Source organism: Thiohalorhabdus denitrificans (assembly GCF_001399755.1).
GTDB lineage: Bacteria > Pseudomonadota > Gammaproteobacteria > Thiohalorhabdales > Thiohalorhabdaceae > Thiohalorhabdus > Thiohalorhabdus denitrificans.
Genome location: NZ_LJCP01000007.1, coordinates 293,814 through 320,700 on the forward strand (window position 1 = coordinate 293,814; position 26,887 = coordinate 320,700).

Here is a 26,887-nt window from a genome sequence, read left to right on the forward strand (position 1 = left end):
ACGAGGACGTCGCTCCTACAACGGGGAAAGCGGCTACGGGGTCAGGAAGCAGCAGCGGCCCCCGCCACGACCTCCCGGAAATGCCTCAGGTAGACGGGTCGTGCTGCTCGCAGGCCTGCACGGTGTTCTGCAGGAGGGTGGCCACGGTCATGGGGCCCACGCCGCCCGGGACCGGCGTGATCCAAGAGGCGCGCTCCTTGGCGTCCTCGAAGTCCACATCACCCACCAGGCGGTTGTCCGGCAGGCGGTTCATGCCCACGTCGATGACCACCGCCCCCTCCCGGACCCATTCCCCGGGCACCAGCCCCGGCTTGCCCACGGCCACCACCAGCAGGTCGGCACGGCGGACGTAGGTTTCCAGGTCGCGGGTGAAGCGGTGGCAGACGGAGGTGGTGGCCCCTTCCAGGAGCAGCTCCAGGGCCATGGGCCGGCCCACGTGGTTGGAGGCGCCCACCACCACCGCGTCCATGCCCTTGGGGTCGATCTCGTACTCCTCGAGCAGGGTGATGATCCCGCGCGGGGTGCAGGAGCGGAACAGCGGATTGCGCTGGGCCAGGCGGCCGATGTTGTAGGGGTGGAAGCCGTCCACGTCCTTGGCGGGGTCGATGGCCTCGATCACCGCGCCGGGGTCGATGTGGGCGGGCAGCGGGAGCTGCACCAGGATGCCGTCCACGGTCTCGTCGGCGTTGAGGCTCTCCACCAGGGAGAGCAGCTCCTCCTGGCTGACGCTGGCCGGGAGGTCGTAGGAGAAGGACTTGATCCCGGTCTTATCGCAGGCCGTGCGCTTGTTGCGGACGTACACCTGGGAGGCCTGATCCTGGCCCACCAGCACCACCGCCAGCCCCGGCGGCCGGTAGCCGCGCCGGACACGTTCCGCCACCAGGGCCGCGAGGTTGTCCCGCACCTTGGCGCTGGTTGCCTTGCCGTCGATGATCTGCGCCGCCATGAGGCTCCTCGTCATGCTCCCGCGGAACCGGTCGCGCCGGTAAAGCGGTGGATGTTGCCACGAACCGGTTTCAGGCGCAAAGCAGGGCGGATTGACGAGGGCCGCCTTGGCTGGGTAGGATTGTCTCCCTTGGCGGCCCGGGGCCCGCGCCGAAGTTCCGCCCCGAACCGGCTAGATCGGGAAATCGCCGACCCGGGCCCTTCTGGATCGGCGAAATAGAGCCGGGGTGTGGCGCAGCCTGGTAGCGCACCTGCTTTGGGAGCAGGGTGTCGGAGGTTCAAATCCTCTCACCCCGACCAAACACGAATTCGGGCCTGCAACCCCATGGAATGCCGGATCCGGCACTTCTTTGGCGCCTGTAGCTCAACTGGATAGAGCAGCGGCCTTCTAAGCCGCAGGTTGTGGGTTCGATTCCCGCCGGGCGCGCCAAATCGGCAGAGGCGCAATCGGCCGCGGGCCGCCGGCTCCATGCTAGAATGGAGCCCGGATACCCCCCGAATGCGATGGTGAGCGTAGCTCAGTTGGTAGAGCCCCGGATTGTGGCTCCGGTGGTCGGGAGTTCGAATCTCCTCGCTCACCCCATTTTCGAAAAGCAGTAGATGGGCCGTTAGCTCAGTTGGCAGAGCAGCTGACTCTTAATCAGCGGGTCGAAGGTTCGAATCCTTCACGGCCCACCATCTAAATCAAGGGCTTATAGAGGTTCCCTTAAGCCTGATTCCCCCTCTGGGTCACACATGGGTCACACCCTGATCCTTGTAAGGCCCTTGAGAGACCCAGCCTGGGTGAGGGCACCCGCTCATTCCAGGCCCGCGTGGTCTCCCTGCCTAACCCTGTTCCTTACCTCCCTTCCTTGTCCTCTCTCTGCCCCTGCTCACCAAGCGACAGGAGAGGAATTTGACCACCCACAATCCCACCGCTGCGGCCGTTGCCACCCGTGTTCCCGAGGACCACGCCGTCGGGGGCTTGGAGTACGGCGGCCACCACAACGGGCGCCGCTACGTCCGCCCAGTGGGTATGAACCTTTGGGGCCTGGCCCGCGAGCTGCCCGGAGAGGACCTGCCGGGGCCCGCAATCATCCTCGATGAGCTCAACGCTGAGCTGGACCGCTGGGACCACTTGCCACCAGCCTTTCATCCCGCGGTGGCCGTCTTCCTGGAGGATGGCGGCCTGCGGGCGGTTTCTGAGGCGGAGGATTACCGGGCCGTGCTTCCGGAGTAGGCCTGGGAACGCCTGGCCGAGCACCTGGAGCAGCACGGCGCCCGCGCCCAGAGCACGATCTGGGGCCGGCACATGCGGGCGGTGCTCCAGGCCTGCGACCGCCCCCCCGGCGCTTGATGCGGTCCTGGATCACTTCTCCAGCCGGGTCATCACTGCCTTGGACGGCCTGAATGGGATTGGGGAGGATCCGGGGGTCAGCCGGCAGGAAGCGGAAGGCCGGCTCCAGGACGCTGCGGGTCGGTTGTTCGAGGCGGCGCGGATGCTGGAAGAGACCCCCCTGCTTCGGGATGCGGTGTACCAAGACCTACGGGACCGCCTTTATCAGGCCCTGTTCTGGTTGGAGCGGGCGGGGTGCGGGGCATGCACCATGACCACGGAGGAGCTCGCGGCGGTGGTGACGGCGGCTAAGCGCCAAGCGGAGCCAGTATGGGTTCGGGCCTCGGACCTCCAGGAGGCGCCCCTCCCTGCTGAAGCCGAGGCCGTGGCCCGCGTCCCGGCCTGAGCAACCCTTCCCCCTGGCCGGGTCCCTTCCGCAATTCGCGGGGTTAGGGGCCCGGTTTTTCTCTACCCCCTTCCGGGCACCCATGCCCTCCGCAACACCTGGCGGACCAGCCCACCATCGGCGGGGTCAGCATCCCGGTGAACGAGCACGGGCGGGTGAGCCTGAATGCGCTCCACCGGGCGAGTGGGGCTGGCTCAGAAAAGGGACCTGGCAGGTGGCGCCGGTCCCGGCAGGCCCAGGAGCTTGCTGAGGAGCTGAGGCCAGATGTGGCTTCTGACCCTGTTTCGGTTGCGAGCACAGGATCCCCCGGCACCTACGCCCACCCCGACCTGGGCATTTCCTACGCCGGTTGGATACGTCCCGCTTTCCAGGTCCAGGTGAACCGCACCTTCCGGCAGTACCAGGAGGGCACCCTGCCGGCCCGGCCTTCCCGGGGCCTGTTGGAAGGCGCGCCGCGGGCGGTGAAAAAGTTGGAGACGCAGCGGATCGTCCCCTCTGAGGCTCTGACAGAGCCCGTGCCCCCAGCCGGAACTCCGCGGCGATACCGTGGGCCAGGCCCTGGCCACCATCTGGGATCTGGGGTCGGCGCTGCGGACATGCAATGGGCGGCTGGGGATGGGGGGGAGTGGGCCGGGGAAGACAATGAGCCTGTGGAATGAGGCCGACCAATCATAATACCTATCAAAAAGTTTTTAGGACGTAAACGCTGTCGTGGCGCCCTCCTCCGCTACCGCAGTATCTCTCCTTGCATCAAGAGCTAGGTAAGGGAAGAGGAAGCATGTCACGGGATGTCGAGAAAGTTTTCACTTAATCCGGAAGAAGATTGAACCTAATAGGAAAACATTTTATAAACAATTCGATAGTTATTGGCATAGCTGTTGCTTCAGGAAGGCAAACGTTACTGGACAACTAGTTCCGGGCCAGTACGTAAGAGACGGCCCAAGGAGTAGCTGATGCCAACATTATCCGCAAAAAAACCAACCGGCTTGAAAACTACCTTCAGGGATGACGGAGGCCGGCAGCTCCCGAAGCCATCACTAGGCTGTATGCCATACACCCCTCGAAACACCACTCTGGGGGCGCTGGTGGTGAGTGTCGCGCTCGGCATGGCCGCTCCGGCAGCCTTGGCGGTGCCCACTTACAATGTAACCGACCTCGGCGACCTTCCCGGTGGTGAAGACCTCAGCAACGCCTCCGACATCAACGATGCCGGCCAAGTGGTGGGTAGCAGTGAAGACGCTTCAGGGCGCCGGGCCTTTCGATGGGAGTCCGGTAGCGGCATGACAGGCCTGGGCGACTTGCCCGGGGGGGAGGTAGATAGTCACGCCTGGGGTATCAACAACGCCGGTCAAGCCGTGGGCTACAGCAAAGCCACTGGGCAGCCGGGGAGTCTGGCTGTCCGGTGGGATCCCGGCAGTGGCATGACCAAACTAGGCGAACTGCCCGGGGGTGCTGACTACAGCAACGCCTCCGACATCAACGACGCCGGCCAAGTGGCAGGTAACAGCAATGCTGCAACAGGGTTCCGGGCCGTCCGATGGGAGCCCGGCGGTGGCATAACCAACCTAGGCGACCTGCCCGGGGGGATGGACTACAGTGCCGCCTACGGCATCAATAACTCCGGCCAGGTGGTTGGCAACAGTGAAGACGCAACAGGAGAGTGGGTGGCCTTTCTTTGGAAGCCAGGCACCGGAATGACTAACCTTGGGGATCTGCCTGGGGGGGATGTCTCTAGCATCGGTCATGACATCAACAATGCCGGCCAAGTGGTGGGCAGCAGCCAAGACGCTTCAGGGCGCCGGGCCTTTCGATGGGAGGCCGACAGTGGAATGACGAAACTGGAAACCCTACCTGGGGGAGATGACCACACCGAAGCCTTCGGGATCAACGACTCTGGCCAAGTGGTGGGCTATAGCCGCACCGACAGCCACATCGCCGCCGGGAGGCGCGCCTTCCTCCACGAAGAGGAGGGGGGCATGTTCCAGCTAGATGACCTTATCGATCCTAGCGATCCCCTTGCGGGTATTACCCTGACTAAAGCCCAAGGGATTAATAATCATGGCCAGATCGCTGCGCATGGACATCTGCCTGGGGAAGAGGCAACCAGTGCCTTTCGCCTGACCCCAAAATCTACCTCTGTCCCCGTTCCCGGGCCCTCTAGCCTTGCCTTGCTTGGGTTAGGCTTAGCCGTTGCGGCAGGCTCGGTCCGTCGACAAAGTTGAAGGGAAGCCATTCCTAGGGAGGAACTTTAACAGTGTGAGGAATTCGGGGCCTCGTTGGGCTGTACCTCCTTGAAGGGTCAAAAAGCGCTTCCAAGGAGGCTCACAAAACCGCTTTTTGCCCCCGGCAACCAGGTGTTTCCGCCCCGTTGCCGGGGGTTTCCAGGGAGACGTAGCTAAACAGGTTGTCCTGGGGATTTTCGGCGCCCCGCACGCCGGGCCTCCTTCAGGTTTGTGGGTTCGCCCGTAGGATGCCAAAACCCGGACTTTTTCAGCAGCCTGTTAGGGCGAACCGCGCTACGGTTGAGATTCCCCTGCCCAAGCAACCGCCCGATTAGCTCGCGCACCTTCCTTGTACGCTCGTACCCAAGCCCCCGCGCCAGGTCCAAGTCGTAGACCATGGGCTCGCCGTTGATCCAGTAGACCAGGAGGCCCTCGCCGTGGGGGCGCCGCATCCCTGCCTGATGCCAATATGCGCTTGTGCCTTGCCACGGGGCCGCGTCACGCCGGTGGCGAGGCCACCGCTTGAAACTCCTGCCGCGCTTCCGCACACTAAGGGGTACCGGATTGGGAACGCCCGATCGGCGGGAGGCCTCGGCGAATGCGCCGGGGCCTTTCGCTTTTCAGGGGTAGCATTTCAGCCCCCACCCCTGGATTTTCCCGTTCTGGTCCCGCCTGATCTTTGGCTCCAGGATGGCGAAGGCCCGGTTGGGCTGGCTTGGGTCCAGGATGTGCCGGCCAATCGGCCGGGCCACCATGTCGGCAAGCTGGAGCCCGGCGGAGTTGACCTGCTTATCCGCCAGCACCAGGTCCAGTGTTTCCCCCATTCCCGCCATCTGGGTCCGGTCCATGATGCGCCGGAACTCCAGTTCCAGGGCCTCGTCCTCTTGGCGGCCCCGCCGCTCGAACACCACGTGGTTCAGCTTGCCGCGCTGCCCCCTACCCTGGAGCTCCAGGAATACCCGCTCCAGCCCGTACTCCATGGCGATGTGGTAGGGGTTATGGTCCACCCCCTTGCGGTGCGCGAAGGCTTCCTTCCGGATGGCCGTGGCCACGATGGTGAATGGGGCCCGGCTAATCAGGTCGGTCAGTTCTTCCATGAACGGCTCCCGCAGCCGGGGGTTCAGCAAGAACTCGAAAGGGGGCCGAGCTTTGCGGATTTCCGCCTCGTGGAGGATCACCATGTCGTGGCCGAAGTAGCGGAACTTCAAGTCCTGGATGGCCGGAACCACCTGCTCCAGGTAGCCGCGCTTCTCGAACAGGCAAAAGGCCAGGACGAAGATGGGGTAGTCCGGGTTGATGCTGGTGAGCCCGTGGTCCCCGCTTTCGTCCACATAGACGATGTAGTCGCTGAATTCTCTCAACCCTAGGCCGCCCGGTATTCACCTTCCTCGTTCTGCTGCGCCTGCCCTAGGGCCTCCAGGGTGTCCAGCAGCTCCGCCACTTTCTTCTTCTGCGCCCGGTGGAACTGGCGGGCCACCACCTCCGGCTCCACGGGGGTGGTGGCGCCCTCCAGCACCTCCCGCACGGCCTGGATCTGCTCCGGCAGGGTCTTGGGCCAGGAGCGCTTCTTGGCCTGGGTGGTGGCCATTTTCTCGGCCTGCTCCTCCACCATCTCCGCCTGGGTGGGGGCGCGGCCCTCGGGGTTCTGGTAGTCCGGCCGCAGCCAGCGGATGTGGCCCCGCTTCTCCTCCTCGGCCCGCTCGGCGTTGAGCGCCGCCAGGCGCCCGAGCAGCTCCTCCTCGGCCTCGGCCTGCTCGGGGTCCAGGTCGGTGCGGGGGGTGGTGCCGCCGGGCTTGCCCACCAGGGCCGGGGCCAGGTCGCTCCAGCCGTAGGCCGCCAGGACGGCCTCGTCCAGGCGATCGTGGAGGTCGGCGAGGACGGAGACCAGGCCCTGGTCGTAAGCGGCCCGCTCCGCCCGGGTCAGCTCCTCCCCGGCGCGGAGCTTGTCCAGGGCGTTGTACATACCGGTGAGGGTGAGGTCGGGGTGCTCGGCCTGCTGGCGCTTGCGGTGGGCGTCCAGCTCCGCGGCCAGATCCCGGATGCGCTGGCGGGAGACCTCGTCGGTTTCCGGAAATGGGAAGGTCTGGAAGCAACGAGTGTTCACATAAACTAAATCATTTCCAACGCCCAGCCTACTTCCAGAAGCTAAGGACCAGCGGGCATGAGTCCGACTAGAAAGAATTCCTAAATCAAATGAATCGCTTAATGCTATATTGAAGAGCTTATTATCGGGCAAAACATTCTTGTCCAAGAAAACAAAGGTTCGGTGCTTTGTATTTTCAAGAGTTGCAATATAGCGGTCTAGCCCATCTAACATTTCCCGAAGGTCAGGTCTCGGTTTCCCGAATTGCCACCAATTTTTGGCATATTCGGCTCCGTCCTTGGTGTGCCCTTTTGCCTCTCGCTCCGGTTTTACTCGCTCGGCGATCCATTGATATACCGCGGGGAAACGGCGTCGCACCTCCTCTTCTTCAAGGCCGTAAAGGTCAATTACCAGCACCCCACGGGGTCGTTGGGTAAGATCCCGCCCATTACGGTATTGGCGAATATGTTTTTCTAGACCCGGTGTGGAGCCGAGGCCGAGTTCTTTTGCTTGGTCTGGCGTAACAATGAAACCAGAGCCAACAAGGGTTACCCCCCGGTTTCCTATGCCAGAATTAGCCTCCAAGGGAATAGCGCCCGAGACATCAGCACCTACCGTCAGGTCTGGATGTAATTTCCCGCTACGAGTAGCAAGTTCAACAGTAACTCCCTCCTCCCGGGCGGATTTTTCGGAAATAACCCAAGCCAAAGTTCCCAAGGACCCCCCAGCTTCCCCCACGGTCATGGCGATGCGCACGTCGGCGCCGTCGGCACTGTCCACCCAGGGGTGGTTGGGGATGGCGTAGGCCAGGGACAGGGGCGCCTTGGCCCGCATGTGGTGCTCCAGGACCCGGCGGTTGAAGGTCTGGGGGAGACTGTTCGTGGTGATCAGCCCGAAACGGCGGATCTCCCCGGCCCGGGCCAGTTCGGCCGCCTTGTGCCACCAGTACATGACGAAATCGGCGGATTCCGGCACCTCCTCCCAGACTTCCCGTAGGGCCTCCACGTAGCCGTCGCCGAGGGCCATGCGCATCCGCTTGTTGCCGATGAACGGCGGATTCCCCACCACGAAGTCGGCCGCCGGCCATTCGGCCTTGCGGGGGTTGGTGTAGCGGTGGACGGGCACCCGGGCGGTCTCGTCCGGCACCCGCTCCCCGGTGGTGGGGTGGGTGGTGTAGGTCACGCCGTCCCAGTGGGTGAGGGCCTGGCCGGCGTCGTCGGTGACGAGCACGGCCTCGTCGTAGTCGAGCACCGCGTCGCGGCACTCGATGTTGTGGAAGTCCTTGAGCACCGGCTCCTCGGGGGACACGTCGCCGCGGGTGCGCAAGTGCCACTGGAGGAAGCCGATCCAGAGCACGGAGTCGGTGATCTCCGCGGCCCGGGGGTTGGTCTCCAGGCCGAGGAGCTGGTGGGGATCCACGGTGACGCCGGACAGCTCCAGTAGGCCCTGGGTCTCGCCCAGGTCCTCCAGGGCGTTCAGGACCTCGCCCTCCAGGCGCTTCATGTGCTCCAGGGTGACGTAGAGGAAGTTGCCGGAGCCGCAGGCGGGGTCCAGGACCCGCACCTCGCACAGACGGCGGTGGAAGGCCTGGACGGTCTCCACCGCTTCCTGGGGCTTGCCCTGGGCCTCCAGGTTGTAGGCGGCGGCCTGGACGTTGCGCCAGTCCTCGCGCAGGGGCTCGATGACCGTGGGGAGGACCAGGCGCTCCACGTAGGCGCGGGGGGTGTAGTGGGCGCCGAGCTTGTGGCGCTCGGTGGGGTCCAGGGCGCGCTCCAGGAGGGTGCCGAAGATGGCCGGCTCCACGTGGCGCCAGTCCGCCTGGGCCGCCTCCAGGAGCTGGCCGATGCGGTCCCGGTCCAGGGGGAGCACGGTGGGCTCGGCGAACAGGCCGCCGTTGAAGCGCAGCACCTTGTCGCGGATGGTGGTGGAGAACTCCGAGCCGGTGTTCATGTCCCGCCACAGGCCCTGGAGCAGCGCGGTGAAGCCCTCGGGGTGGTCCTGGGCCTCCGCCAGCAGCCGGGTGAAGCTCTCCCGGGGCAGCAGGCCCACGTCCTCGGCGAACATGGTGAACAGGCAGCGCATGAGGAAGCCGCTGGCCACCTCGGCGGCGTGGCCGTCCGCCTCCAGGGAGCGGGCCAGCACCGCCAGGCGGTCGGCCACCTCCTGGGTGACCCGGGCCGATTGCCGGGCCGGGTCCAGGGCCATGGGGTCCATCCAGGCTAGGTACAGGCGCCGGCGGATGGCCGGGTCGCGCAGGTCCTCCAGGGAGATGCGGTGGCTGCGAGGATCGGGGAAGGGGGTGTAGGTGGCCCCGGAGCGGGAGAACTCCGAGTACAGCTCGATGGAACGGCCCACGTCGGTGACGATCACCAGGGGCGGCCGGCCCTCCTCGATGGGCAGGGCCCGGGCGTAGCGCTCCGCCTGGGAGCGGGCGCGGAGCAGGGCCTTGTCCAGGCGCTCGGATTCGCCCTGCTCGCCGGTGCCCTTGGCCTCCAGGACGAAGCAGCCGCGGCGGTACAGGTCGATGAAACCGTGGGCGGTGGAGCCGTCGCCGTGGTGGAAGGTGACCCGGCGCTCGAACACGTAGCCGTTGTCGCGGGTGTCCTCCCGGGCCGGGTCCGGGCGGGGCAGCTCCAGCAGGTCGCACAGCTCGTTGAGGAAGAGCTGCGCGTTGGACCGCTCCGCCCCGGCGGCGCCCTGCCAGCGGGTGATGAATGCCTCGATGTCCTGATCGCCCATGGGTCCCCCGGTGTCGTGCGCCGGACAGGGTACCCGGGCGTTTGGACAAGCGGAAGGCCCCAGCAAGCCCTGTTCAAAGGGCTTCTAGCCTGAATTTGTCTAATCTAACTTTTATGACCTGCCCCCGTTTTTAGGGCCACTTCTTACTTAGGAGCGCCCGGTGGCTATTCCACGGACCCGGCCCAGCTCCGCAGCCCCCAACCTTCCTTCAGCGTCACCCCCGGAACTCCACCTCCGCCTCCCGCTCAACCCCCGTTATCCATTCCAAACTTGACCGCAGTCATAACGGCACCCCCGGCAGGCGTGCCTAATGGTTCATGGCAGTTCCTATGCAACTTTCCCACGCCAGCGAGGGGCTGAGCCATGAGCCATTTCCTCGATCGTCTTACCTTCTTCCGGCGGATCCAGGGCGAGTTCGCGGAGGGGCACGGCCGCACCACCGACGAGGACCGCTCCTGGGAGAAGGCCTACCGACAGCGCTGGCAGCACGACAAGGTGGTGCGCTCCACCCACGGGGTGAACTGCACCGGCGCCTGCTCGTGGAAGATCTACGTCAAGGACGGTCTGGTGACCTGGGAGACCCAGCAGACCGACTACCCGCGCACCCGCCCGGACCTGCCCAACCACGAGCCCCGCGGCTGTCCCCGCGGGGCTAGCTATTCCTGGTACATCTACAGCGCCGCCCGGCTCAAGTACCCCATGGTGCGCGGCACCCTGCTGCGGCTGTGGCGGGAGGCCCGGGCCCGCCATACGGATCCGGTGGAGGCCTGGGGCGCCATCGTCGAGGATCCCGAGAAGCGGCGCAGCTACCAGAAGCGCCGGGGCCTGGGGGGCCTGGTGCGCTCCTCCTGGGAGGAGGTGGAGGAGATCACGGCGGCGGCCAACGCCTACACGGTCAAGACCCATGGCCCCGACCGCATCGCCGGCTTCTCGCCCATCCCGGCCATGTCCATGGTTTCCTACGCCGCGGGAACCCGCTACCTGTCGCTCATCGGCGGAACCTGCCTGTCCTTCTACGACTGGTACTGCGACCTGCCGCCCTCCTCGCCCATGACCTGGGGCGAGCAGACGGACGTGCCCGAGTCGGCGGACTGGTACAACGCCAAGTTCATCATGATGTGGGGCTCCAACGTCCCCCAGACGCGCAGTCCCGACGCCCACTTCATGACCGAGGCCCGCTACAACGGCACCCAGATCGTGACGGTGTCGCCGGACTACGCCGAGGCCACCAAGTTCGCCGACCTGTGGCTGTCGCCCAAGCAGGGAACGGACGCCGCCCTCGGCATGGCCCTGGGCCACGTCATCCTCAAGGAATTCCACATCGACCGGCAGGAGCCCTATTTCCAGGACTACTGCCGCCGCTACACCGACATGCCCATGCTGGTGCGCCTGGACGACGCCGACGGACGCACCGTGCCCGGCCGCTTTCTGCGCGCCAGCGATCTGGCCGAGGGCCTGGGCCAGTCGAAGCACGCCGACTGGAAGACCATGACCTGGGACGAGGCCTCGGGGGGTCTGGTGGCGCCGCAGGGCTCCATCGGCTTCCGCTGGGACGAGAGCGGCCGCTGGAACCTGGAGGAGCGAGAGGGCGGCGCCGGCGGGGAGACCCGGCTGCGGCTGTCCCTGATCGAGGACCGCGACGAGCTGGCCACCGTGGCCTTCCCCTACTTCGGCGGAGTGGCCCACGAGCACTTCCCGGACAACCAGCAGGAGGAGGTCCTGCAGCGCCGGGTGCCGGCCCGGCGTATCACGCTGGCCGACGGGAGCACGGCGCTGGTGGCCACGGTGTTCGACCTGATGGCCGCCCACTACGGCGTGGACCGCGGCCTGGGCGACGAGGCCGTGGCCGGCGGCTACGAGGAGGACGTCCCCTACACGCCCAAGTGGCAGGAGTCCATCACCAGCGTGCCCGCCGACCATGTGGTGCGGGTGGCGCGCGGCTTCGCCGACAACGCGGTGAAGACCCGGGGGCGCTCCATGGTGATCCTCGGGGCGGGCCTGAACCACTGGTACCACATGGACATGAGCTACCGCGCCATCATCAACATGCTGGTGATGTGCGGCTGCATCGGCCAGTCCGGCGGGGGCTGGGCCCATTACGTGGGCCAGGAGAAGGTACGCCCCCTCACCGGCTGGACTCCGGTGGCCTTCGCCCTCGACTGGGTCCGGCCGCCGCGCCACATGAACGGCACCTCCTTCTGGTACGCCCACACCGACCAGTGGCGCTACGAGAAGCTCTCCGCGGAGGAGATCCTCTCGCCGCTGGCGGATTCTTCGCAGTGGAGCGGCAGCCTCATCGACTACAACGTGCGGGCCGAGCGCATGGGCTGGCTGCCCTCGGCGCCGCAGCTCAACCGCAACCCCCTGCGGGTGGCGCGGGAGGCGGCCGAGGCGGGCAAGGACCCCAAGGACTACGTGGTGGAGCAGCTGCGGTCGGGGGGGCTGGGCCTGGCCTGCGAGAACCCCGACGCGCCGGAGAACTGGCCCCGCAACCTGTTCGTCTGGCGCTCCAACCTGCTCGGCTCCTCGGGCAAGGGCCACGAGTACTTCCTCAAGCACCTGCTCGGCACCGACGACGGCGTGCAGGGCAAGGAGCTGGGCGAGGAGGCCACCCACAGGAGCGAGGAGGTCGCCTGGCACGGGGAGGCCCCGGAGGGCAAGCTCGACCTGCTAGTGACCCTGGATTTCCGCATGTCCACCACCTGCCTCTACTCGGACATCGTCCTGCCCACGGCCACCTGGTACGAGAAGAACGACCTCAACACCTCCGACATGCACCCCTTCATCCATCCGCTCTCGGAGGCGGTGAATCCGGCCTGGGACGCGCGCTCCGACTGGGACATCTTCAAGGGCATCTCCCGGGCCTTCTCGCGGGTCTCCGAGGGCCACCTGGGGGTGGAGCAGGACGTGGTGACCGTGCCGCTGCAGCACGACACCCCCGCGGAGCTGGGCCAGGCCCTGGAGGTCGCCGACTGGAAGAAGGGCGAGTGCGACCCGGTACCGGGCAAGACCATGCCGAACCTAGTGGTGGTGGAGCGCGACTATCCCAACACCTTCGCCCGCTACACCTCCCTGGGCCCCCGGCTCGATGAGCTGGGCAACGGCGGTAAGGGGCTGAACTGGGATACGAACCAGGAGGTGGAATACCTCGGTGCCCTGAACGGCCGGCATCGCGGCGACAGCCCGGTGCGGGGCCGGCCGCTGCTGGATTCGGCCATCGACGCCTCGGAGGCGGTCATGGCGCTGGCCCCGGAGACCAACGGCGGGGTGGCGGTGAAGGCCTGGTCGGCCCTGGAGCGGGTCACCGGCCGGGACCACCGCCACCTGGCGGAGGGCCAGGAGGACCGTAAGGTCCAGTTCCGGGACATCGTGGCGCAGCCGCGCAAGATCATCTCCTCGCCCATCTGGTCCGGGGTGGAATCGGAGAAGGTCTGCTACAACGCCGGCTGGACCAACACCCACGAGCTGATCCCGTGGCGCACGCTCACCGGGCGCCAGCAGTTCTACCAGGACCACCCCTGGATGCGCGCCTTCGGCGAGGGCTTTGCCGCCTACCGGCCGCCGGTGTCCACCAAGACCTGGAAGGGGATGGTGGGCAAGGTGGCCAACGGCCACCCGGAGATCGTCCTGAACTGGATCACCCCCCACCAGAAGTGGGGCATCCACAGCACCTACAGCGACAACCTGCTGATGCTCACCCTGTCCCGGGGCGGGCCGATCATCTGGATCTCGGAGAAGGACGCGCAGAAGGCGGGCATCGAGGACAACGACTGGATCGAGGTCTTCAACGTCAACGGCGCGGTGGTGGCGCGGGCGGTGGTCTCCCAGCGGGTCCGCGAGGGCATGGCCATGATGTACCACGCCCAGGAGCGCATCGTGAACACGCCGGGCTCCGAGATCACCGGCAACCGCGGCGGCATCCACAATTCCGTGACCCGCACGGTTGTCAAGCCCACCCACATGATCGGCGGCTACGCCCAGCAGAGCTACTTCTTTAACTACTACGGCACCGTTGGCTCCAACCGCGATGAGTTCGTCGTGGTGCGCAAGATGGACCGCGTCGACTGGCTGGAGGGCGACGACGAAAGCATCCTGGCGCAGGAGTACACGCGATGAAGATCCGCGCTCAGATCGGCAAGGTGCTGAATCTCGATAAATGCATCGGCTGCCACACCTGCTCCGTGACCTGCAAGAACGTGTGGACCTCGCGCGAGGGCATGGAGTACGTGTGGTTCAACAACGTGGAGACCAAGCCCGGCATCGGCTATCCCAAGGACTGGGAGAACCAGGACCGCTGGAAGGGCGGCTGGGTGCGCCGCAGTGACGGCGACATCGAGCCCCGGCAGGGCGGCAAGTGGCGGCTGGTGGCCAAGATCTTCGCCAACCCCCATCTGCCGGAGATCGACGACTACTACGAGCCCTTCAACTTCGACTACCAGCGCCTGCACAACGCCGCCCCCACCAAGGCGCAGCCCACCGCCAAGCCCTACTCGGCCATCACCGGCAAGCCCATGGAGAAGATCGAGTGGGGGCCGAACTGGGAGGAGATCCTGGGCGGCGAGTTCGCCAAGCGCTCGCGGGACTACAACTTCGAGAACGTCCAGAAGGAGATCTACGGGCAGTTCGAGAACACCTTCATGATGTACCTGCCCCGGCTCTGCGAGCACTGCCTGAACCCCAGCTGCGTGGCCAGCTGTCCCTCGGGGGCCATCTACAAGCGGGAGGAGGACGGCATTGTCCTCATCGACCAGGACCGCTGCCGGGGCTGGCGCATGTGCATCTCCGGCTGCCCGTACAAGAAGATCTACTACAACTGGCAGTCCGGCAAATCCGAGAAGTGCACCTTCTGCTATCCGCGCATCGAGGCCGGCGAGCCCACCGTGTGCTCGGAGACCTGCGTGGGCCGCATCCGCTACCTGGGGGTGCTGCTCTACGACGCCGACCGCATCGAGGAGGCGGCGAGCGTGGCCAACGAGCAGGACCTCTACGAGGCCCAGCTCGACATCTTCCTCGACCCCAACGACCCCGAAATCATCAAGCAGGCCCGCGCCGACGGCGTGCCGGAGGAGTGGATCGAGGCGGCCCAACGCTCCCCGGTCTACAAGATGGCCATCGACTGGAAGGTGGCCTTCCCGCTGCACCCCGAGTACCGGACGCTGCCCATGGTCTGGTACGTGCCGCCGCTGTCGCCCATCCAGGCGGCCTCGGACGCCGGGCAGATCGGTAGCGACGGCTTGATCCCGGACGTGGAATCGCTGCGCATCCCGGTGAAGTACCTGGCCAACATGCTCACCGCCGGCGACGAGCGGCCGGTCACCCACGCCCTGCGGCGGCTGCTCGCCATGCGGGTGTTCAAGCGCGGGCAGACCGTGGACGGCGAGGCGCGCCAGGACGTGCTCGAGCAGGTGGGCCTCGATGAGGACCTGGTGGAGGACATGTACCGCTACATGGCCATCGGGGACTACGAGGACCGCTTCGTCATCCCCACCAACCACCGCGAGCTCTCCTCCGAGGACGCCTACGGCGAGCGCTCGGGCTGCGGCTTCAGCTTCGGCGACGGCTGCCACACCCACGGCGTCACCCGCACCAACCTGTTCGGCAGCAAGAATCCCCGGCACCGCGAGCACGCCCCGCCCACCATCCGGGAGGTCGACGAATGAGTGCGCACACGGAGACCCCCTTGCCCTGGGCGCTCAAGGCCGTGTCCCGGATGCTGGCCTATCCCGAGGCCGACCTGCAGGCGGCGACCGGCGACCTGGCCCGGGCCGTGGTGCCGCGGCCGGAGCTGAACTCGGAGGAGCGCTCGGCGGTGCGGCGCTTCCTGGACGGGCTGGGGGAGGAAGACCTGCTCGACCTCCAGGCCGCCTACGTGGAGACCTTCGACCGCAGCAAGAAGGTCTCCCTCTACCTGTTCGAGCACGTCTACGGCGAGTCCCGCGACCGTGGCCCGGCCATGGTGGAGCTGAAGGAGGCCTACCGCGAAGCGGGCCTGGAGATCGCCTGCGGCGAGCTGCCCGATTACCTGCCCATGTTCCTGGAGTTCTGCGCCGAGCTGGGGGAGGGCGGGGCCCGGGACTGGCTGGAGGAGACCGGGCCCATCCTGCAGCAGCTCCACGTCCGGTTGGTGGAGCGGGACAGCCGCTACGCCGTCCCCCTGCGGCTGCTGCTCCGCCTGGCGGAGCTGGACCCCGCGCCCGAGGAGCTGGTGCGTGCGGCGGAGGCCGAGGAGCGGGACGACACGCCGGAGGCCCATGACCGGGCCTGGATGGAGGCCCCGGTCACCTTCGGGCCCGACCAGCCGGCGGGAGGCGGTGGCCAGGCGCAGCCGGTGCAATGGGTGGACCGGGACCGGGCCGCCGGGCAGACCGGACGGAGCTAGCGGAGGGACGGACCATGGACTATTGGAACACGCTCCTGTTCACCTACTACCCCTTGGTAGCGGGCACCATCTTCCTGTTGGGGAGCTTGGTGCGCTACGACATGAGCCAGTACACCTGGAAGACCAACTCCAGCCAGATCCTCGACAACTCCCGGAACTTCCAGATCGGCAGTATCCTGTTCCACGCCGGGGTGATCTTCCTGTTCTTCGGCCACCTGATCGGCCTGCTCTTGCCGCACTCCATCTACCCCTACGTGGGCCTCACCGTAAGCGGCAAGCAGATCCTGGCCATGGTCTCCGGCGGCATCGCCGGGGTGGTGATGCTGGTGGGCGCGGTCATCCTCCTCTACCGGCGGCTCTTCCACCCCCGCGTCCGCGCCCACTCCACGCGCATGGACACCTTCATCCTGCTCCTGCTATCCGCGCAGCTGGTGCTGGGGCTGTTCACCATCCCCCTGTCCATGGAGCACCTCGACGGCGCCGTGATGCTCCAGCTGTCGGAATGGGCGCAGCGCATCGTCACCTTCCGTCCCGACGCGGGCCAGTATATTTCCGGGGTGCACTGGATCTACAAGCTGCACATCTTCCTGGGGATCACCACTTTCCTGGTGTTTCCGTTCACCCGCCTGGTGCACATCTGGAGCATCCCGGTGGCGTATTTGTCCCGGCAATACCAGCTGGTCCGCCAGCGCCGCACTTGAGGAGGAGGCCTGTTGGTGCGCATCAATCAGGTGGAGCTGCCCGAGGACGAGATCAACCTGGAGTCCGCCTACGTGGAGGGCGGTGGCATCGACGAGCGGAATCGGGAGGCGGCCCGGCGCCTGGCGGTCCGTGAGCTCCTGCGCCAGCGCGCCGATGAGCTGGGGTACGCCACGGAGGGCCGGACCGAGGCGGCCGTCGAGGAGGTCCTGGAGGCGGAGGTGCGGGTCCCGGAGGCGGACGAGGAAGCCTGCCGGCGGTACTTCGACGCCAACCGGGAGCGCTTCCGCACCCCCGAGGAGCTGGAGCTCCGCCACATCCTGCTGGCCGCCGCCCCCGACGACCCCCACGAGCGCACCCGGCAGCGGGACGCGGCGGAGGCGCTGGTGGGGGAGCTGCAGACCGATCCGGGCCGCTTTCCGGAGCTGGCGCGGACCCGCTCCGCGTGCCCGTCCGCCGAAGAGGGCGGCCACCTGGGGCTGATCGGCCGCGGCCAGACGGTTCCCGAGCTGGAGGAGGTGGTCATGCGGCTTCCGGTGGGCCTGGCGGAGCGCCCGGTGGAGACCCGCTACGGCTTCCACGTGGTGGAGGTTCTTGGCCGCAGCGGGGGAGAACCGTTGGCCTACGAGGACGTGCGGCACCTGATCGCCGACTACCTGCGGGAGCGTGGCTGGCGGCGGGCGGTAAGCCAGTATGTTCGGCTCCTGGCCGCCCGGGCGGAGATCGAAGGGGTGGACCTGGAGGCCGCGGACAGCCCGCTGGTGCAGTAAAAGGCTGGGGGGGTAGGACCAACCGGGGAGGCGCCCATGAAGAACCTGGAAGGGGTGACGCGCGGCGACCAGTACCGGGCGCTGGGACTGAGCACCCTGGCGTTCACGGTGTGCTTTGCGGTGTGGACGATCTTCTCCGTGATCGGGGTGAAGATCCAGCAGGATCTGGGCCTGAGCGAGACCCAGTTCGGCGTCCTGGTGGCGACGCCGATTCTGACCGGCTCCATCAGCCGTATCTTTCTGGGCATATGGACGGAGCAGTACGGCGGGCGGCTGGTGTTCACGCTGCTGATGCTGATCACCGCGGTGTGCGTATATCTGCTCAGCTTCGTCGAAAGCTACCCGATGTTTCTGCTCGCCGCGCTGGGCATCGGTCTGGCGGGCGGCTCGTTCATCGTCGGCATCGCCTACACCAGCTACTGGTTCGAGCAGGAGCGCCAGGGCACGGCGCTGGGGATCTTCGGCGCCGGCAACGTGGGCGCGGCGGTGACCAACTTCGGGGCGCCGTTCCTGCTGGTGGCGATGGGCTGGGAGCGGACCGCGGTGGTGTACGCCACGGTGCTGGCGGCCATGGCGGTGGTGTTCTTCCTCACCACCAAGGAAGACCCCGTCACCGCGGCGCGTCGGCGCGAAGGCGGCAAGGGGACCTCGGCGTTGCTGCAGCTCGAGCCCTTGAAGTACCTGCAGGTGTGGCGCTTCGCGCTGTACTACTTCTTCGTGTTCGGCGCCTTCGTGGCGCTGGCCTCCTACCTGCCGCGCTACTACGTGGGGGCCTACGGCCTGGAGATCGCCGCCGCCGGCACCTTGGCCGCCCTGTACTCCCTGCCGGCGAGCGTGTTCCGGGCCTTGGGGGGCTGGCTGTCCGACCGCTTCGGCGCGCGCGCGGTGATGTATTGGACCTTTCTCGCCTCCCTGGCCTGCCTGTTCCTCCTGTCCTACCCCGAGACCAGCTACACGGTGATGGGCAAGGAAGGGCCCATCGAATTCAGCTTGGCCATGCCGCTGTGGGGCGCGGTGGCGCTGACCGTGGTGCTGGGCTTTTTCATGTCGCTGGGCAAGGCGGCGGTCTACAAGCACATCCCGGTGTACTACCCGGAGCACGTGGGCTCGGTGGGCGGTCTGGTGGGCATGATCGGCGGCCTCGGCGGCTTTTTCCTGCCCATCGTGTTCGGGGTCGTGCTCGACCTTACGGGAGTTTGGACGAGCTCGTACATGGTGCTGTTCGTGCTGGTGGCGGTGTCGCTGACCTGGATGCACTTCGCCATCCGGCGGATGGAGCGCCGGCGCATCCCCGAGCTGGGCGAGGAGCGCTACCGCTACCTGCCGGAGGTCCAGGACGTGGCGCCCGGCCAGCCTAGGCAAGGAAGGGAAAACCGATGAGCCAGGGCAAAAAGGAAGCTTCCGAGGCGGAGAAGGTCGACAAGCCGGTGCTGACGGACTGGCGTCCCGAGGACGAGGAATTCTGGGAGGCGCACGGCAAGCGGATCGCCAGCCGCAACCTGTGGATCTCCATCCCGTCCCTGCTGCTGGCCTTCTGCGTGTGGCTGGTGTGGTCCATGGTGGCCACCCGGCTGAACGGCATCGGCTTCGATTTCACCACCAACGAGCTGTTCTGGCTCACGGCGCTGCCGGGGCTGTCCGGGGCCACGCTGCGGATCTTCTACAGCTTCATGGTGCCCATCTTCGGCGGCCGGCGCTGGACGGCCATCAGCACCCTGTCGCTGGCCATCCCGGCGGTGTGGATGGGGCTGGCGGTGCAAGACCCCACCACCACCTTCACCGAGTTCGCCCTGATCGGCATCCTGTGCGGCTTCGGGGGCGGCAACTTCGCCTCGTCCATGGCCAACATCAGCTTCTTCTACCCCAAGGCGCAGTTGGGCACGGCGCTGGGCCTGAACGCCGGGCTGGGCAACCTGGGCGTGAGCGTCATGCAGTTCACGGTGCCCATCGTCATCGGCTACGCCATCTTTGGCGCCCTGGGCGGCGACCCGGTGACCCTGCAGGCGGACGGCGGCACCCGGGAGATCTACCTGCAGAACGCCGGCTACATCTGGGTGCCCTTCATCCTGCTGTTCGCGGTGGCCGCCTGGATCTGGATGAACGACATCGCCTCGGCGAAGGCGAGCTTTAAGGACCAGGCGGTGATCTTCCGGCGCAAGCACCAGTGGCTGATGAGCTGGCTCTACATCGCCACCTTCGGCTCCTTCATCGGCTACTCGGCGGGCTTCCCGCTGCTGATCGCCAACCAGTTCCCGGCGGTGGAGGGCGTCCAGTACGCCTTCCTCGGCCCCATGGTGGGGGCCCTGATCCGTCCGGTGGGGGGCTGGATGGCCGACAAGCTGGGCGGGGCCTCGGTGACCTTCTGGAACTTCGTAGTCATGATCGCGGCGGTGTTCGGGGTGATCTACTTCCTGCCGCTGGGGGACAGCGCCGGCAGCTTCTGGGGCTTTTTCGCCATGTTCATGGTGCTGTTCGTGACCACGGGCATCGGCAACGGCTCCACCTTCCGGATGATCCCGGTGATCTTCCGCACCCAGCACGAGCGGTGGAGCGCCGGGAAAGGCGGGCAGGCCGAGCAGGAGGCCGTCCGCAACGCCAACAAGGAGTCCGCGGCGACGCTGGGCTTTTCCTCGGCGCTGGCGGCCTACGGGGCCTTCATCATCCCCAAGTCCTACGGAACCGCCATCAGCCTCACCGGCGGCCCGGCGGCGGCGCTGTACGCCTTCATCGCCTTCTACTTCACATGCCTGGCGGTGACCTGGTGGTTCTACTACCGGAAGAACGCCGAGGTGCCCTGCTAGCCACCCTAGCGAAACGGTCCGGAAAGGCCCCCGTCGGCCCCGGCTGGAGCCGGGGCGAGGGCGGGGGCCTTTTCGTTGTATTCTATATGCATGTTTATGCAATAATACGATCACATAGGTTTTCGGTGGAAGGTAAGGCCAGGAGAGTCCGTGCTTTCCAGGCCGGGAAAAGCGATAGGTAGCTCACATCCTTGACGAGCGTCATATGAGCAAGCCCCACGAGGAGCGAAAATCGGAGATCATCGAGGCCGCCCTGGAGATCTCGGCGGACCGCGGGGTGAGCGGGGCCACCACCAAGGCCATCGCGGAACGGGTGGGAATCGCCCAGCCCACCATCTTCCGCCACTTCCGTAACCGCGACGCCATCTTCGAGGCGGCGGTGGCGGCCATCGCCGACGCGCTGTTCCGCAACATCTCCGGGCAGTTCGAGGGCGATGAGCCGGCCGACGCCCGGCTGCGGGAGCTGATCCGGCGCCAGTTGGGCTTCATCGGGCAGCGCCGGGGGATCCCCCGTCTGCTGTTCTCCGACCGCCTCCACCTGGAGATCCCGGTCCTGCGCCGGTCCCTGCTGGGGGTGATGGAGCGGTACACGGAGGCAGTGGCCGGCCTCATCGAGGAGGGGATCTGGGAGGGCCGGTTCCGCGCCGACCAGGATCCCCGCGAGACGGCCCGGATATTGATCTCCCTGATCCAGGGGCTGGTGGTGCGGTGGTCGCTGTCGGATTTCGCCTTCGACCTGGAGGAGGAGGCGGAGGGCATCTGGCGGGTGCTGGGGCCGGGGCTCCTGCGGAAATGACTTCGGCGATTTCGGTAAGACATCGATTGCTCGGGAGAAGGAAGGCGCGCCCATGGGCGAACGACTGAGCCGGGAAGGCCCCGCCGGGGGCGGGAGACCGTGGGGCTGGCTGGGATTGGTGGCGGTGGTGGTCTGCTGCGCCGGGCCGGCTCCGGCCTCCGGGGCCGGGCCCCTGGAACGGGTGATGGGGACCATGGAGGAGGACTTCCAGGGGCTGTCCCGTGCCCTTCTCCGGGAGGACCATGCGGAAGCGGCCGCGGCCGCCCGCCGGCTGGCCGATCACCCCACGCCCGGTTTGACGGAGAAGCTCGGCCTGCTGAGTCGGTTCGGCACGGACGCGGGTCAGTTCCGGGAATACGATGAACGCACCCGGCGGGCGGCGCGCGACATCGCCGAGGCCGCCGATGCCAAGGCCCTGGAGCGCATGACCGAGGGCTTCCACCGCCTGGTGGACAGCTGTCTGGCCTGTCACCGCCGCTTCGGGAATCCGAGCAGCCCCGACGCCGAGGAATAGGAGCCAGCGATGGTCGCGCGCATCGGCTGGAAGCACGGAAAGGGTGAGCGGTAATGGCTAAGGGGTCTTCATTCCTCCGCCGCTGGATCTGGGTGGTGCTGGGCCTGGCGGTCGGCCTGGCCCTGGTGGCGCTGCTCGTGGCCAACCGCCAGTCCCCCGGCCAGGGGGAGGCGGCCCGGGACGTTCCCACCCTTTCGGTGATCGAGGTTCAGCCGCTCGAGCTCCGGCTTGTGGCCCGCGGCCACGGCGTCGCCCGCGCGGCCGAGAGCTGGCGGGCCACTGCCAACGTCGGCGGGCGCGTGGTGGAGCGCCACCCCGAGCTGGAAAGCGGCAACATCCTGCCCGAGGGCACGGAGCTGCTGGCCCTGGACCCCACCCGCTACCGCCTCGCCATTGCCGAAGCCGAGGCCGAGCTGGCCTCGCTGGATGCGGAAAAGCGGCAGCTCGATACCGAGGAAGAGAACACCCGGGAGCTGCTGGCGCTGGAGCGGGAGCGCCTGGACCTGGAGGAAAAGGAACTGGAGCGGGTCCAGCGGCTGGCCGATCGAGGTCAGATCTCGCGCTCGGCCCGCGACAAGCAGCGGCGCGCCACCGTGACGCAGCGCCAGGCGGTGGCGAAGCTGGAAAACGAGCTGGCCCTGATCCCCACCCGCCGCAAGCAGCTGCAGGCGCGACGGGAGCAGGCCCGGACGCGCCGGGAGCAGGCCCGCGAGGACCTCGCCGACACCCGCTTCGAGGCCCCCTACGACCTGCGTGTCGGGGAGGTGGACATCGAGCTCCACGACCGGGCCTCGCCGGGGCAGCTGCTGTTCCGGGCGGATAGCACCGAGTCGGCGGAGGTGGAGGCCCACGTCCCCCTGCCCATGCTGCGCCGGGTGGTGGGCGGCGTGGCCGATCTGGAGGGCGCGCCCGGGGCCCTGGACCTGCAGGAGCGGGTCGGCCTCCAGGCCCTCGACGCCCAGGTGGTTCTGGCCGGCGTCCGGGATGTGCGCTGGCGGGGGCGGGTGACCCGGATCGCCAGCGGCCTGGACCCCACCACCCGCACGGTACGGGTGGTGGTCACCGTGGACGCCCCCTACGAAAAGGCCGAGCCTCCGGAACGCCCGGTCCTGCAGCCGGGCATGTACGTGCGTGTCCGGCTGTCCGCCCCGAGCCCCGAGCCGCGGCTGGTGGTTCCGGCCTCCGCCGTGCACGACGGCGCCGTCTATCTCGCCACCGGGGAGGATCGCCTTGAGCGGCGCCCGGTCACGGTGGCCTTCGAGCAGGACGATCTGGCCGTGATCGCCGACGGGCTCGCCCCCGGCGACCGGGTTATCGTCGACGACCCCGTCCCCGCGGTGGACGGCATGGCGGTGGATCCCCGCCACGACGAAGCGCTGGAGGAGGAGCTGCGGCGGCGCGCCGAGGGGGCGGGGGCGTGATCCGCTGGTTCGCCGGCCACCCCACCGCGGCCAACCTGCTGCTCGTCGTGCTGCTGGCCACGGGGCTGTTCGCCGCGCCTGAGCTCAAGCGCGAGACCTTCCCGGACTACCGGCCGGTGGAGGTGAGCGTCGAGGTGGAGTACCGCGGCGCCACGGCCGCCGACGTGGAGGACGAGGTCTGCCGCCGCATCCACGACGCGGTCCAGGGTGTGGACCGCCTCGACGAGCTCACCTGCACCGCCCGGGACAACCGGGCCAGCGCCGTGGCCACCATGGCCGCGGGCGGCGATCCCATCCGCTTCCTCAACGAGATCGACACCGAGGTGGCCGCCATTACCGACCTGCCCGAGCGGGCGGAGGAGCCTGTGGTGCGCGAGCTGCACCGCAGCGACCTGGTGGCGGCGGTGGCGGTGGCCGGCGACATGCCGCGGGACCGGCTGGAGGACTACGCCTACCGGCTGGAGGAGCGGATCATGGCCCTGCCCGGCGTGGCCGGGGTGGCCCTCCACGGCGTCTCCCAGCGGCAGTGGGAGGTGACCGTGCCGCGGGAGGTGCTGGGGCAGCACGGGCTCTCCGCCCAGGCGCTGGCCGGCCGCGTGGCGCGCCAGAACGTGGACATGCCGCTGGGCACCCTGGAGACCCCGGAGCGCGACATCCAGCTGCGCTTCACCGACCAGCGCCGGTCCCTGCGCGAGCTGCGGGACCTGGTGGTGGTCTCCGATCCCGAGGGCGGCGAGCTGACCCTGGGCGATATCGCCACCCTGGAGCAGGTGGGCGAGCGGGACGAGGAGAAGATCCGCTTCGACGGTGAGCGGGCGGTGGTGCTGGAGGTCAGCAAGACCCTGCGCGATGACTCGCTGCGGGTGATGGAGCGCCTCAACGGCCTGGTGGACGAGGAGCGCCGGCGCTTCGAGGGCGGGGTGCGCCTGGCCGTCACCCAGGACATGACCAGCATCGTGCGCGACCGCCTGCAGATGCTGGTGGAGAACGGCGTACTCGGCCTGCTGCTGGTAATGGCGGTGATGAGCCTGTTCTTCCGGCCGCGGCTGGCCCTGTGGGCGGTGCTGGGGCTGCCAGCGGCCTTCATGGGCGCCTTCTTCGTCATGGCGGTGAGCGGGCTGTCCCTGAACATGATCACCCTGGTGGCGCTGCTCATGGCCATCGGCATCGTCATGGACGACGCCGTGGTGATCACCGACAACATCGCCGTCCACGCCGGGGAGCAGCGCACGGCCCTGGCGGCGGTGACCGAGGGCACCCGCCAGGTGCTGCCCGGGGTCCTGTCGTCGTTCCTGACCACGGTGGCCGTGTTCGCGCCCCTGTCCTTCCTGGCCGGCGAGCTGGGCGCCGTGCTGGAGGTGCTGCCGGTGGTGCTCATCGCCGCCCTGGCCGCCAGCTTGATCGAGGCCTTCTGGATCCTGCCGCACCACCTCAAGGGCAGCGTGCCGAGGCTGGCCGCCGGCCACGACTCCCGCTTCCGCAGCGCCTTCGAGCGGGGCTTCGCCGCCTTCCGGGAGGCCGTGGGCCGGGCCGCCGACCGGGCCGTCCGGTGGCGCCACGCGGTGCTGGGGCTGCTGCTGGCGGTCCTGCTGGGCTCGGTGGGTTTCCTGGCCGGCGGCCACATCGGCAGCGAGGCCATGCCCGAGATCGACGGCGACGTCCTGGAGGCGCGCATCCTCATGCCCCAAGGCACGCCGCTGGCGCGCACCGAGGCGGTGGCCGACCGGGTCGAGGCGGCCATGCGCCGGCTCGACGAGCGCCTCACCCCGGAGCAGCCCGACGGCGCCCCGCTGGTGGAGGCCGTGCAGACCCGCTTCAACCACAACCTCAGCGCCGGGGAGGCCGGGCCCCACGTGGCCACGGTCATGGTGGACCTGCTCACCGCCGAGCGGCGCACGGTGACCCTGGACGAGCTGACCGCGGCCTGGCGGGAGGAGATCGGATCCGTCCCCGGCATCCACAGCCTGATCATCCAGGAGCCGGGCTTCGGTCCCGCCGGCATCCCGGTGGAGATGCGGCTGCGGGGCGAGGATCTGGACGCCCTCAAGGCCGCCGCCGTGGACGCCGCCGAGTATCTCGCGGACTACAACGCCACCTACAACGTCATGGACGACCTGCGCCCGGGCAAGCCGCAGCGCAGCCTGGCCCTGGCCCCCGGCGCCCACGGCCTGGGCCTCACCGCCGAAGAGGTGGGCGCCCAGCTGCGCGCCGCCTGGTTGGGGCAGATCGCCGACACCCAGCGTATCGGTGAGCGGGACGTGGAGGTGCTGGTGCGCGAGCCCGAAGGGGACCGCGACAGCCTCGGCGACCTGGCCGACCAGACCATCACCCTGCCCGGCGGCGAGCGGGTGCCGCTCGGGGAGGTGGCCGAGATCCGCGAGCACCGCGACTGGGCGCAGATCAACCGCATCGACGGCCGGCGCACGGTCACCGTGGAGGCCAACGTGGACGCCCGGAAGAGCAGCGGCCAGGAGGTCGTTGCCGATCTGCGCGAGGGTTGGCTGCCGGAGTTCGTGGAACGCCACCCCGCGGTGGACGTGGTCTTCGAGGGCCAGGTGGCCCGCTCCGCGGAGACCGGCGCCTCCATCGCCCGCGGCCTGCTCATCGGCCTGGTGGGGATCTTCGTGATCCTGTCCTTCCAGTTCCGGAGCTACGTGGAGCCCCTGATCGTCATGCTGTCCATCCCGCTGGCCTTCCTGGGCGCCATCTGGGGCCACGTCCTGACGGGCTATTACCTGTCCATGCCCTCGCTCATCGGCGCCGCGGGTCTTGCGGGCATCGTGGTCAACAACGCCATCCTCCTGATCCACTTCATCAAGGCCCACCGCGCCCGGGGGCTGCCGGCGGCGGAGGCCGCCGGCCAGGCCAGCCGCGACCGGCTGAGGGCCATCCTGATCTCCTCGTCCACCACCATCGCCGGGCTGCTGCCCATTCTGCTGGAGACCAGCACCCAGGCGGACGCCATCAAGCCCCTGGTGGTGTCGGTGGTGTTCGGCTTGCTCACCGCCACCGTGCTGGTGCTGCTGGTGATCCCGGCGCTGTACGTGCTGTTCGACGACTGGGGGTGGGCGCGGACGACCGGGCCGGGGGAGGAAAACGAATGAGGAGTCGCCTCAAGGCCCTGCTCATGGGCACCGTCCAGCCCCTCACGGAGCGGGGGCCGGCAAGCGGCATCCACAAGACCCCCGTCGCCCGGTCCCTCTGGCTGGGGGAGGAAGGGCTGGAGGGTGACGCCCAGGGCAACCGGCGCCATCACGGCGGGCCGGACAAGGCCCTCCACCACTACCCCTGGGAGCATTACGCCCATTGGCGGGGACTTCCCCACCCGCCGGAGATCCTTGGGGCCCCGGGCGCTTTCGGGGAGAACCTGAGCACCGAAGGCCTGACGGAGGCGGAGGTCTGCCTCGGCGACATTCTTTCGCTGGGGGAGGCCGTCCTTCAGGTCTCCCAGCTGCGGCAGCCCTGCGCCACCCTCAACGTGCGTTTCGGGATTCCGGACATGGCGCGGCGGGTTCAGGAATCGGGGCGTGTCGGTTGGTACTACCGGGTGCTGAAGCCGGGCTCCGTTTCCCCGGATAGCTGTCTGGTCCTTCTCCAGCGCCCGCGCCCGGAATGGCCACTGAGCCGGGTCGCGCACCTGCTGTTCCACGATCCCGGGGATCTCGCCGGGATCGAAGGCCTGCTGGCCGTTTCCGAGCTGGCGGCGGTCCAGCGGGGCCTGCTCCAGAAGCGCCTGGCGACGGGTCGCGTGGAAGACTGGTCCGGGCGGCTGGGCGAGCCTACACCCAACACGTGAT

Annotated in this window: 19 protein-coding genes and 4 tRNA genes; 20 read left to right on the forward strand and 3 right to left on the reverse strand. The window is 67.8% G+C overall.

Going from position 1 to position 26,887, the window contains the following annotated elements:
- Positions 1 to 85: 85 nt before the first annotated feature.
- Positions 86 to 946, reverse strand: a complete 861-nt coding sequence (gene folD, locus AN478_RS04620; RefSeq protein WP_054965444.1) for a bifunctional methylenetetrahydrofolate dehydrogenase/methenyltetrahydrofolate cyclohydrolase FolD — start codon at positions 944 to 946, stop codon at positions 86 to 88.
- A gap of 222 nt (positions 947 to 1,168) precedes the next feature.
- On the opposite strand from folD, the gene AN478_RS04625 reads away from it, so the two are divergent.
- The 8 genes from AN478_RS04625 (at position 1,169) to AN478_RS13480 (ending at position 4,888) form a co-directional block, all read left to right on the forward strand.
- Positions 1,169 to 1,245: transfer RNA gene (locus tag AN478_RS04625), tRNA-Pro, on the forward strand.
- Positions 1,246 to 1,298: 53 nt separating this feature from the next.
- Positions 1,299 to 1,375, forward strand: a tRNA-Arg gene (locus AN478_RS04630).
- A 77-nt stretch (positions 1,376 to 1,452) separates the two neighbouring features.
- Positions 1,453 to 1,528 (forward strand) — tRNA-His (locus tag AN478_RS04635).
- Positions 1,529 to 1,547: 19 nt separating this feature from the next.
- Positions 1,548 to 1,623 (forward strand) — tRNA-Lys (locus AN478_RS04640).
- A gap of 217 nt (positions 1,624 to 1,840) precedes the next feature.
- The gene (locus AN478_RS04645; protein ID WP_054965445.1) at positions 1,841 to 2,164 is read left to right on the forward strand and encodes a hypothetical protein; all 324 of its coding nucleotides are present in this window, start codon (positions 1,841 to 1,843) and stop codon (positions 2,162 to 2,164) included.
- 259 nt (positions 2,165 to 2,423) lie between these two features.
- Positions 2,424 to 2,666: a hypothetical protein gene (locus AN478_RS04650; RefSeq protein WP_231627336.1), complete on the forward strand. Its 243-nt coding sequence runs from the start codon at positions 2,424 to 2,426 to the stop codon at positions 2,664 to 2,666.
- A 131-nt stretch (positions 2,667 to 2,797) separates the two neighbouring features.
- Positions 2,798 to 3,325 (forward strand): KilA-N domain-containing protein, encoded by a 528-nt coding sequence (locus tag AN478_RS14820; RefSeq protein ID WP_399353640.1) that lies wholly within the window; start codon positions 2,798 to 2,800, stop codon positions 3,323 to 3,325.
- Positions 3,326 to 3,619: 294 nt separating this feature from the next.
- A complete protein-coding gene (locus tag AN478_RS13480) occupies positions 3,620 to 4,888 on the forward strand; it encodes a DUF3466 family protein (protein WP_082432826.1) in 1,269 nt (422 codons plus the stop codon).
- Between the two features lie 620 nt (positions 4,889 to 5,508).
- On the opposite strand, the gene AN478_RS04655 is transcribed toward AN478_RS13480, so the two are convergent.
- Together AN478_RS04655 and AN478_RS04660 are read right to left on the reverse strand one after the other, a co-directional pair.
- Positions 5,509 to 6,249 (reverse strand): DUF3800 domain-containing protein, encoded by a 741-nt coding sequence (locus AN478_RS04655; protein ID WP_054965447.1) that lies wholly within the window; start codon positions 6,247 to 6,249, stop codon positions 5,509 to 5,511.
- Between the two features lie 2 nt (positions 6,250 to 6,251).
- Positions 6,252 to 9,710 (reverse strand): class I SAM-dependent DNA methyltransferase, encoded by a 3,459-nt coding sequence (locus AN478_RS04660; RefSeq protein WP_054965448.1) that lies wholly within the window; start codon positions 9,708 to 9,710, stop codon positions 6,252 to 6,254.
- A gap of 363 nt (positions 9,711 to 10,073) precedes the next feature.
- Here AN478_RS04660 and AN478_RS04665 point away from each other — a divergent pair, with 363 nt between their 5' ends.
- The 12 genes from AN478_RS04665 to AN478_RS04720 all read left to right on the forward strand — a co-directional run bounded on the left by AN478_RS04665 (position 10,074) and on the right by AN478_RS04720 (position 26,886).
- A complete protein-coding gene (locus AN478_RS04665; RefSeq protein ID WP_054965449.1) occupies positions 10,074 to 13,826 on the forward strand; it encodes a nitrate reductase subunit alpha in 3,753 nt (1,250 codons plus the stop codon).
- Positions 13,823 to 15,370 carry a nitrate reductase subunit beta gene (gene narH, locus AN478_RS04670; protein WP_054965450.1) on the forward strand — a complete coding sequence of 516 codons (1,548 nt, stop codon included), beginning with the start codon at positions 13,823 to 13,825 and terminating at the stop codon, positions 15,368 to 15,370. Before AN478_RS04665 ends, narH begins: the two co-directional genes overlap by 4 nt.
- On the forward strand, positions 15,367 to 16,089 hold the full coding sequence (narJ, locus tag AN478_RS04675) for a nitrate reductase molybdenum cofactor assembly chaperone (RefSeq protein WP_054965451.1): 723 nt from the start codon (positions 15,367 to 15,369) through the stop codon (positions 16,087 to 16,089). Before narH ends, narJ begins: the two co-directional genes overlap by 4 nt.
- A 14-nt stretch (positions 16,090 to 16,103) precedes the next feature.
- Entirely contained in the window at positions 16,104 to 16,790 is a 687-nt protein-coding gene (narI, locus tag AN478_RS04680; RefSeq protein ID WP_054965452.1) for a respiratory nitrate reductase subunit gamma, read from the forward strand.
- Between the two features lie 15 nt (positions 16,791 to 16,805).
- Entirely contained in the window at positions 16,806 to 17,558 is a 753-nt protein-coding gene (locus AN478_RS04685; protein ID WP_231627334.1) for a peptidylprolyl isomerase, read from the forward strand.
- A gap of 36 nt (positions 17,559 to 17,594) precedes the next feature.
- The gene (locus tag AN478_RS04690; RefSeq protein ID WP_054965454.1) at positions 17,595 to 18,938 is read left to right on the forward strand and encodes an MFS transporter; all 1,344 of its coding nucleotides are present in this window, start codon (positions 17,595 to 17,597) and stop codon (positions 18,936 to 18,938) included.
- Positions 18,935 to 20,359, forward strand: coding sequence for a NarK family nitrate/nitrite MFS transporter (locus AN478_RS04695; protein WP_054965455.1), 1,425 nt, complete (start codon positions 18,935 to 18,937; stop codon positions 20,357 to 20,359). Before AN478_RS04690 ends, AN478_RS04695 begins: the two co-directional genes overlap by 4 nt.
- Before the next feature lie 205 nt (positions 20,360 to 20,564).
- The gene (locus AN478_RS04700) at positions 20,565 to 21,155 is read left to right on the forward strand and encodes a TetR/AcrR family transcriptional regulator (protein WP_054965456.1); all 591 of its coding nucleotides are present in this window, start codon (positions 20,565 to 20,567) and stop codon (positions 21,153 to 21,155) included.
- Between the two features lie 52 nt (positions 21,156 to 21,207).
- Positions 21,208 to 21,669, forward strand: a complete 462-nt coding sequence (locus AN478_RS04705) for a cytochrome c (protein WP_054965457.1) — start codon at positions 21,208 to 21,210, stop codon at positions 21,667 to 21,669.
- 53 nt (positions 21,670 to 21,722) lie between these two features.
- The gene (locus AN478_RS04710) at positions 21,723 to 23,090 is read left to right on the forward strand and encodes an efflux RND transporter periplasmic adaptor subunit (RefSeq protein WP_054965458.1); all 1,368 of its coding nucleotides are present in this window, start codon (positions 21,723 to 21,725) and stop codon (positions 23,088 to 23,090) included.
- Positions 23,087 to 26,194, forward strand: coding sequence for an efflux RND transporter permease subunit (locus AN478_RS04715; protein WP_054965459.1), 3,108 nt, complete (start codon positions 23,087 to 23,089; stop codon positions 26,192 to 26,194). The genes AN478_RS04710 and AN478_RS04715 overlap by 4 nt, the downstream gene beginning before the upstream one ends.
- Positions 26,191 to 26,886, forward strand: a complete 696-nt coding sequence (locus AN478_RS04720) for an MOSC domain-containing protein (protein WP_054965460.1) — start codon at positions 26,191 to 26,193, stop codon at positions 26,884 to 26,886. Before AN478_RS04715 ends, AN478_RS04720 begins: the two co-directional genes overlap by 4 nt.
- Position 26,887: the final 1 nt, after the last annotated feature.

What these genes read in the sequence shown, in the direction of transcription:
- AN478_RS04690 (WP_054965454.1), top strand. Translation starts at nt 17,595, where the DNA reads ATGAAGAACCTGGAAGGGGTGACGCGCGGCGACCAGTACCGGGCGCTG.
- AN478_RS04720 (WP_054965460.1), top strand. Translation starts at nt 26,191, where the DNA reads ATGAGGAGTCGCCTCAAGGCCCTGCTCATGGGCACCGTCCAGCCCCTC.
- AN478_RS04705 (WP_054965457.1), top strand. Translation starts at nt 21,208, where the DNA reads ATGGGCGAACGACTGAGCCGGGAAGGCCCCGCCGGGGGCGGGAGACCG.
- narI (WP_054965452.1), top strand. Translation starts at nt 16,104, where the DNA reads ATGGACTATTGGAACACGCTCCTGTTCACCTACTACCCCTTGGTAGCG.
- AN478_RS04665 (WP_054965449.1), top strand. Translation starts at nt 10,074, where the DNA reads ATGAGCCATTTCCTCGATCGTCTTACCTTCTTCCGGCGGATCCAGGGC.
- AN478_RS04700 (WP_054965456.1), top strand. Translation starts at nt 20,565, where the DNA reads ATGAGCAAGCCCCACGAGGAGCGAAAATCGGAGATCATCGAGGCCGCC.
- AN478_RS04660 (WP_054965448.1), bottom strand. Translation starts at nt 9,710, where the DNA reads ATGGGCGATCAGGACATCGAGGCATTCATCACCCGCTGGCAGGGCGCC.
- AN478_RS04710 (WP_054965458.1), top strand. Translation starts at nt 21,723, where the DNA reads ATGGCTAAGGGGTCTTCATTCCTCCGCCGCTGGATCTGGGTGGTGCTG.
- folD (WP_054965444.1), bottom strand. Translation starts at nt 946, where the DNA reads ATGGCGGCGCAGATCATCGACGGCAAGGCAACCAGCGCCAAGGTGCGG.
- AN478_RS13480 (WP_082432826.1), top strand. Translation starts at nt 3,620, where the DNA reads ATGCCAACATTATCCGCAAAAAAACCAACCGGCTTGAAAACTACCTTC.
- AN478_RS04650 (WP_231627336.1), top strand. Translation starts at nt 2,424, where the DNA reads ATGCTGGAAGAGACCCCCCTGCTTCGGGATGCGGTGTACCAAGACCTA.
- narJ (WP_054965451.1), top strand. Translation starts at nt 15,367, where the DNA reads ATGAGTGCGCACACGGAGACCCCCTTGCCCTGGGCGCTCAAGGCCGTG.
- AN478_RS04695 (WP_054965455.1), top strand. Translation starts at nt 18,935, where the DNA reads ATGAGCCAGGGCAAAAAGGAAGCTTCCGAGGCGGAGAAGGTCGACAAG.
- narH (WP_054965450.1), top strand. Translation starts at nt 13,823, where the DNA reads ATGAAGATCCGCGCTCAGATCGGCAAGGTGCTGAATCTCGATAAATGC.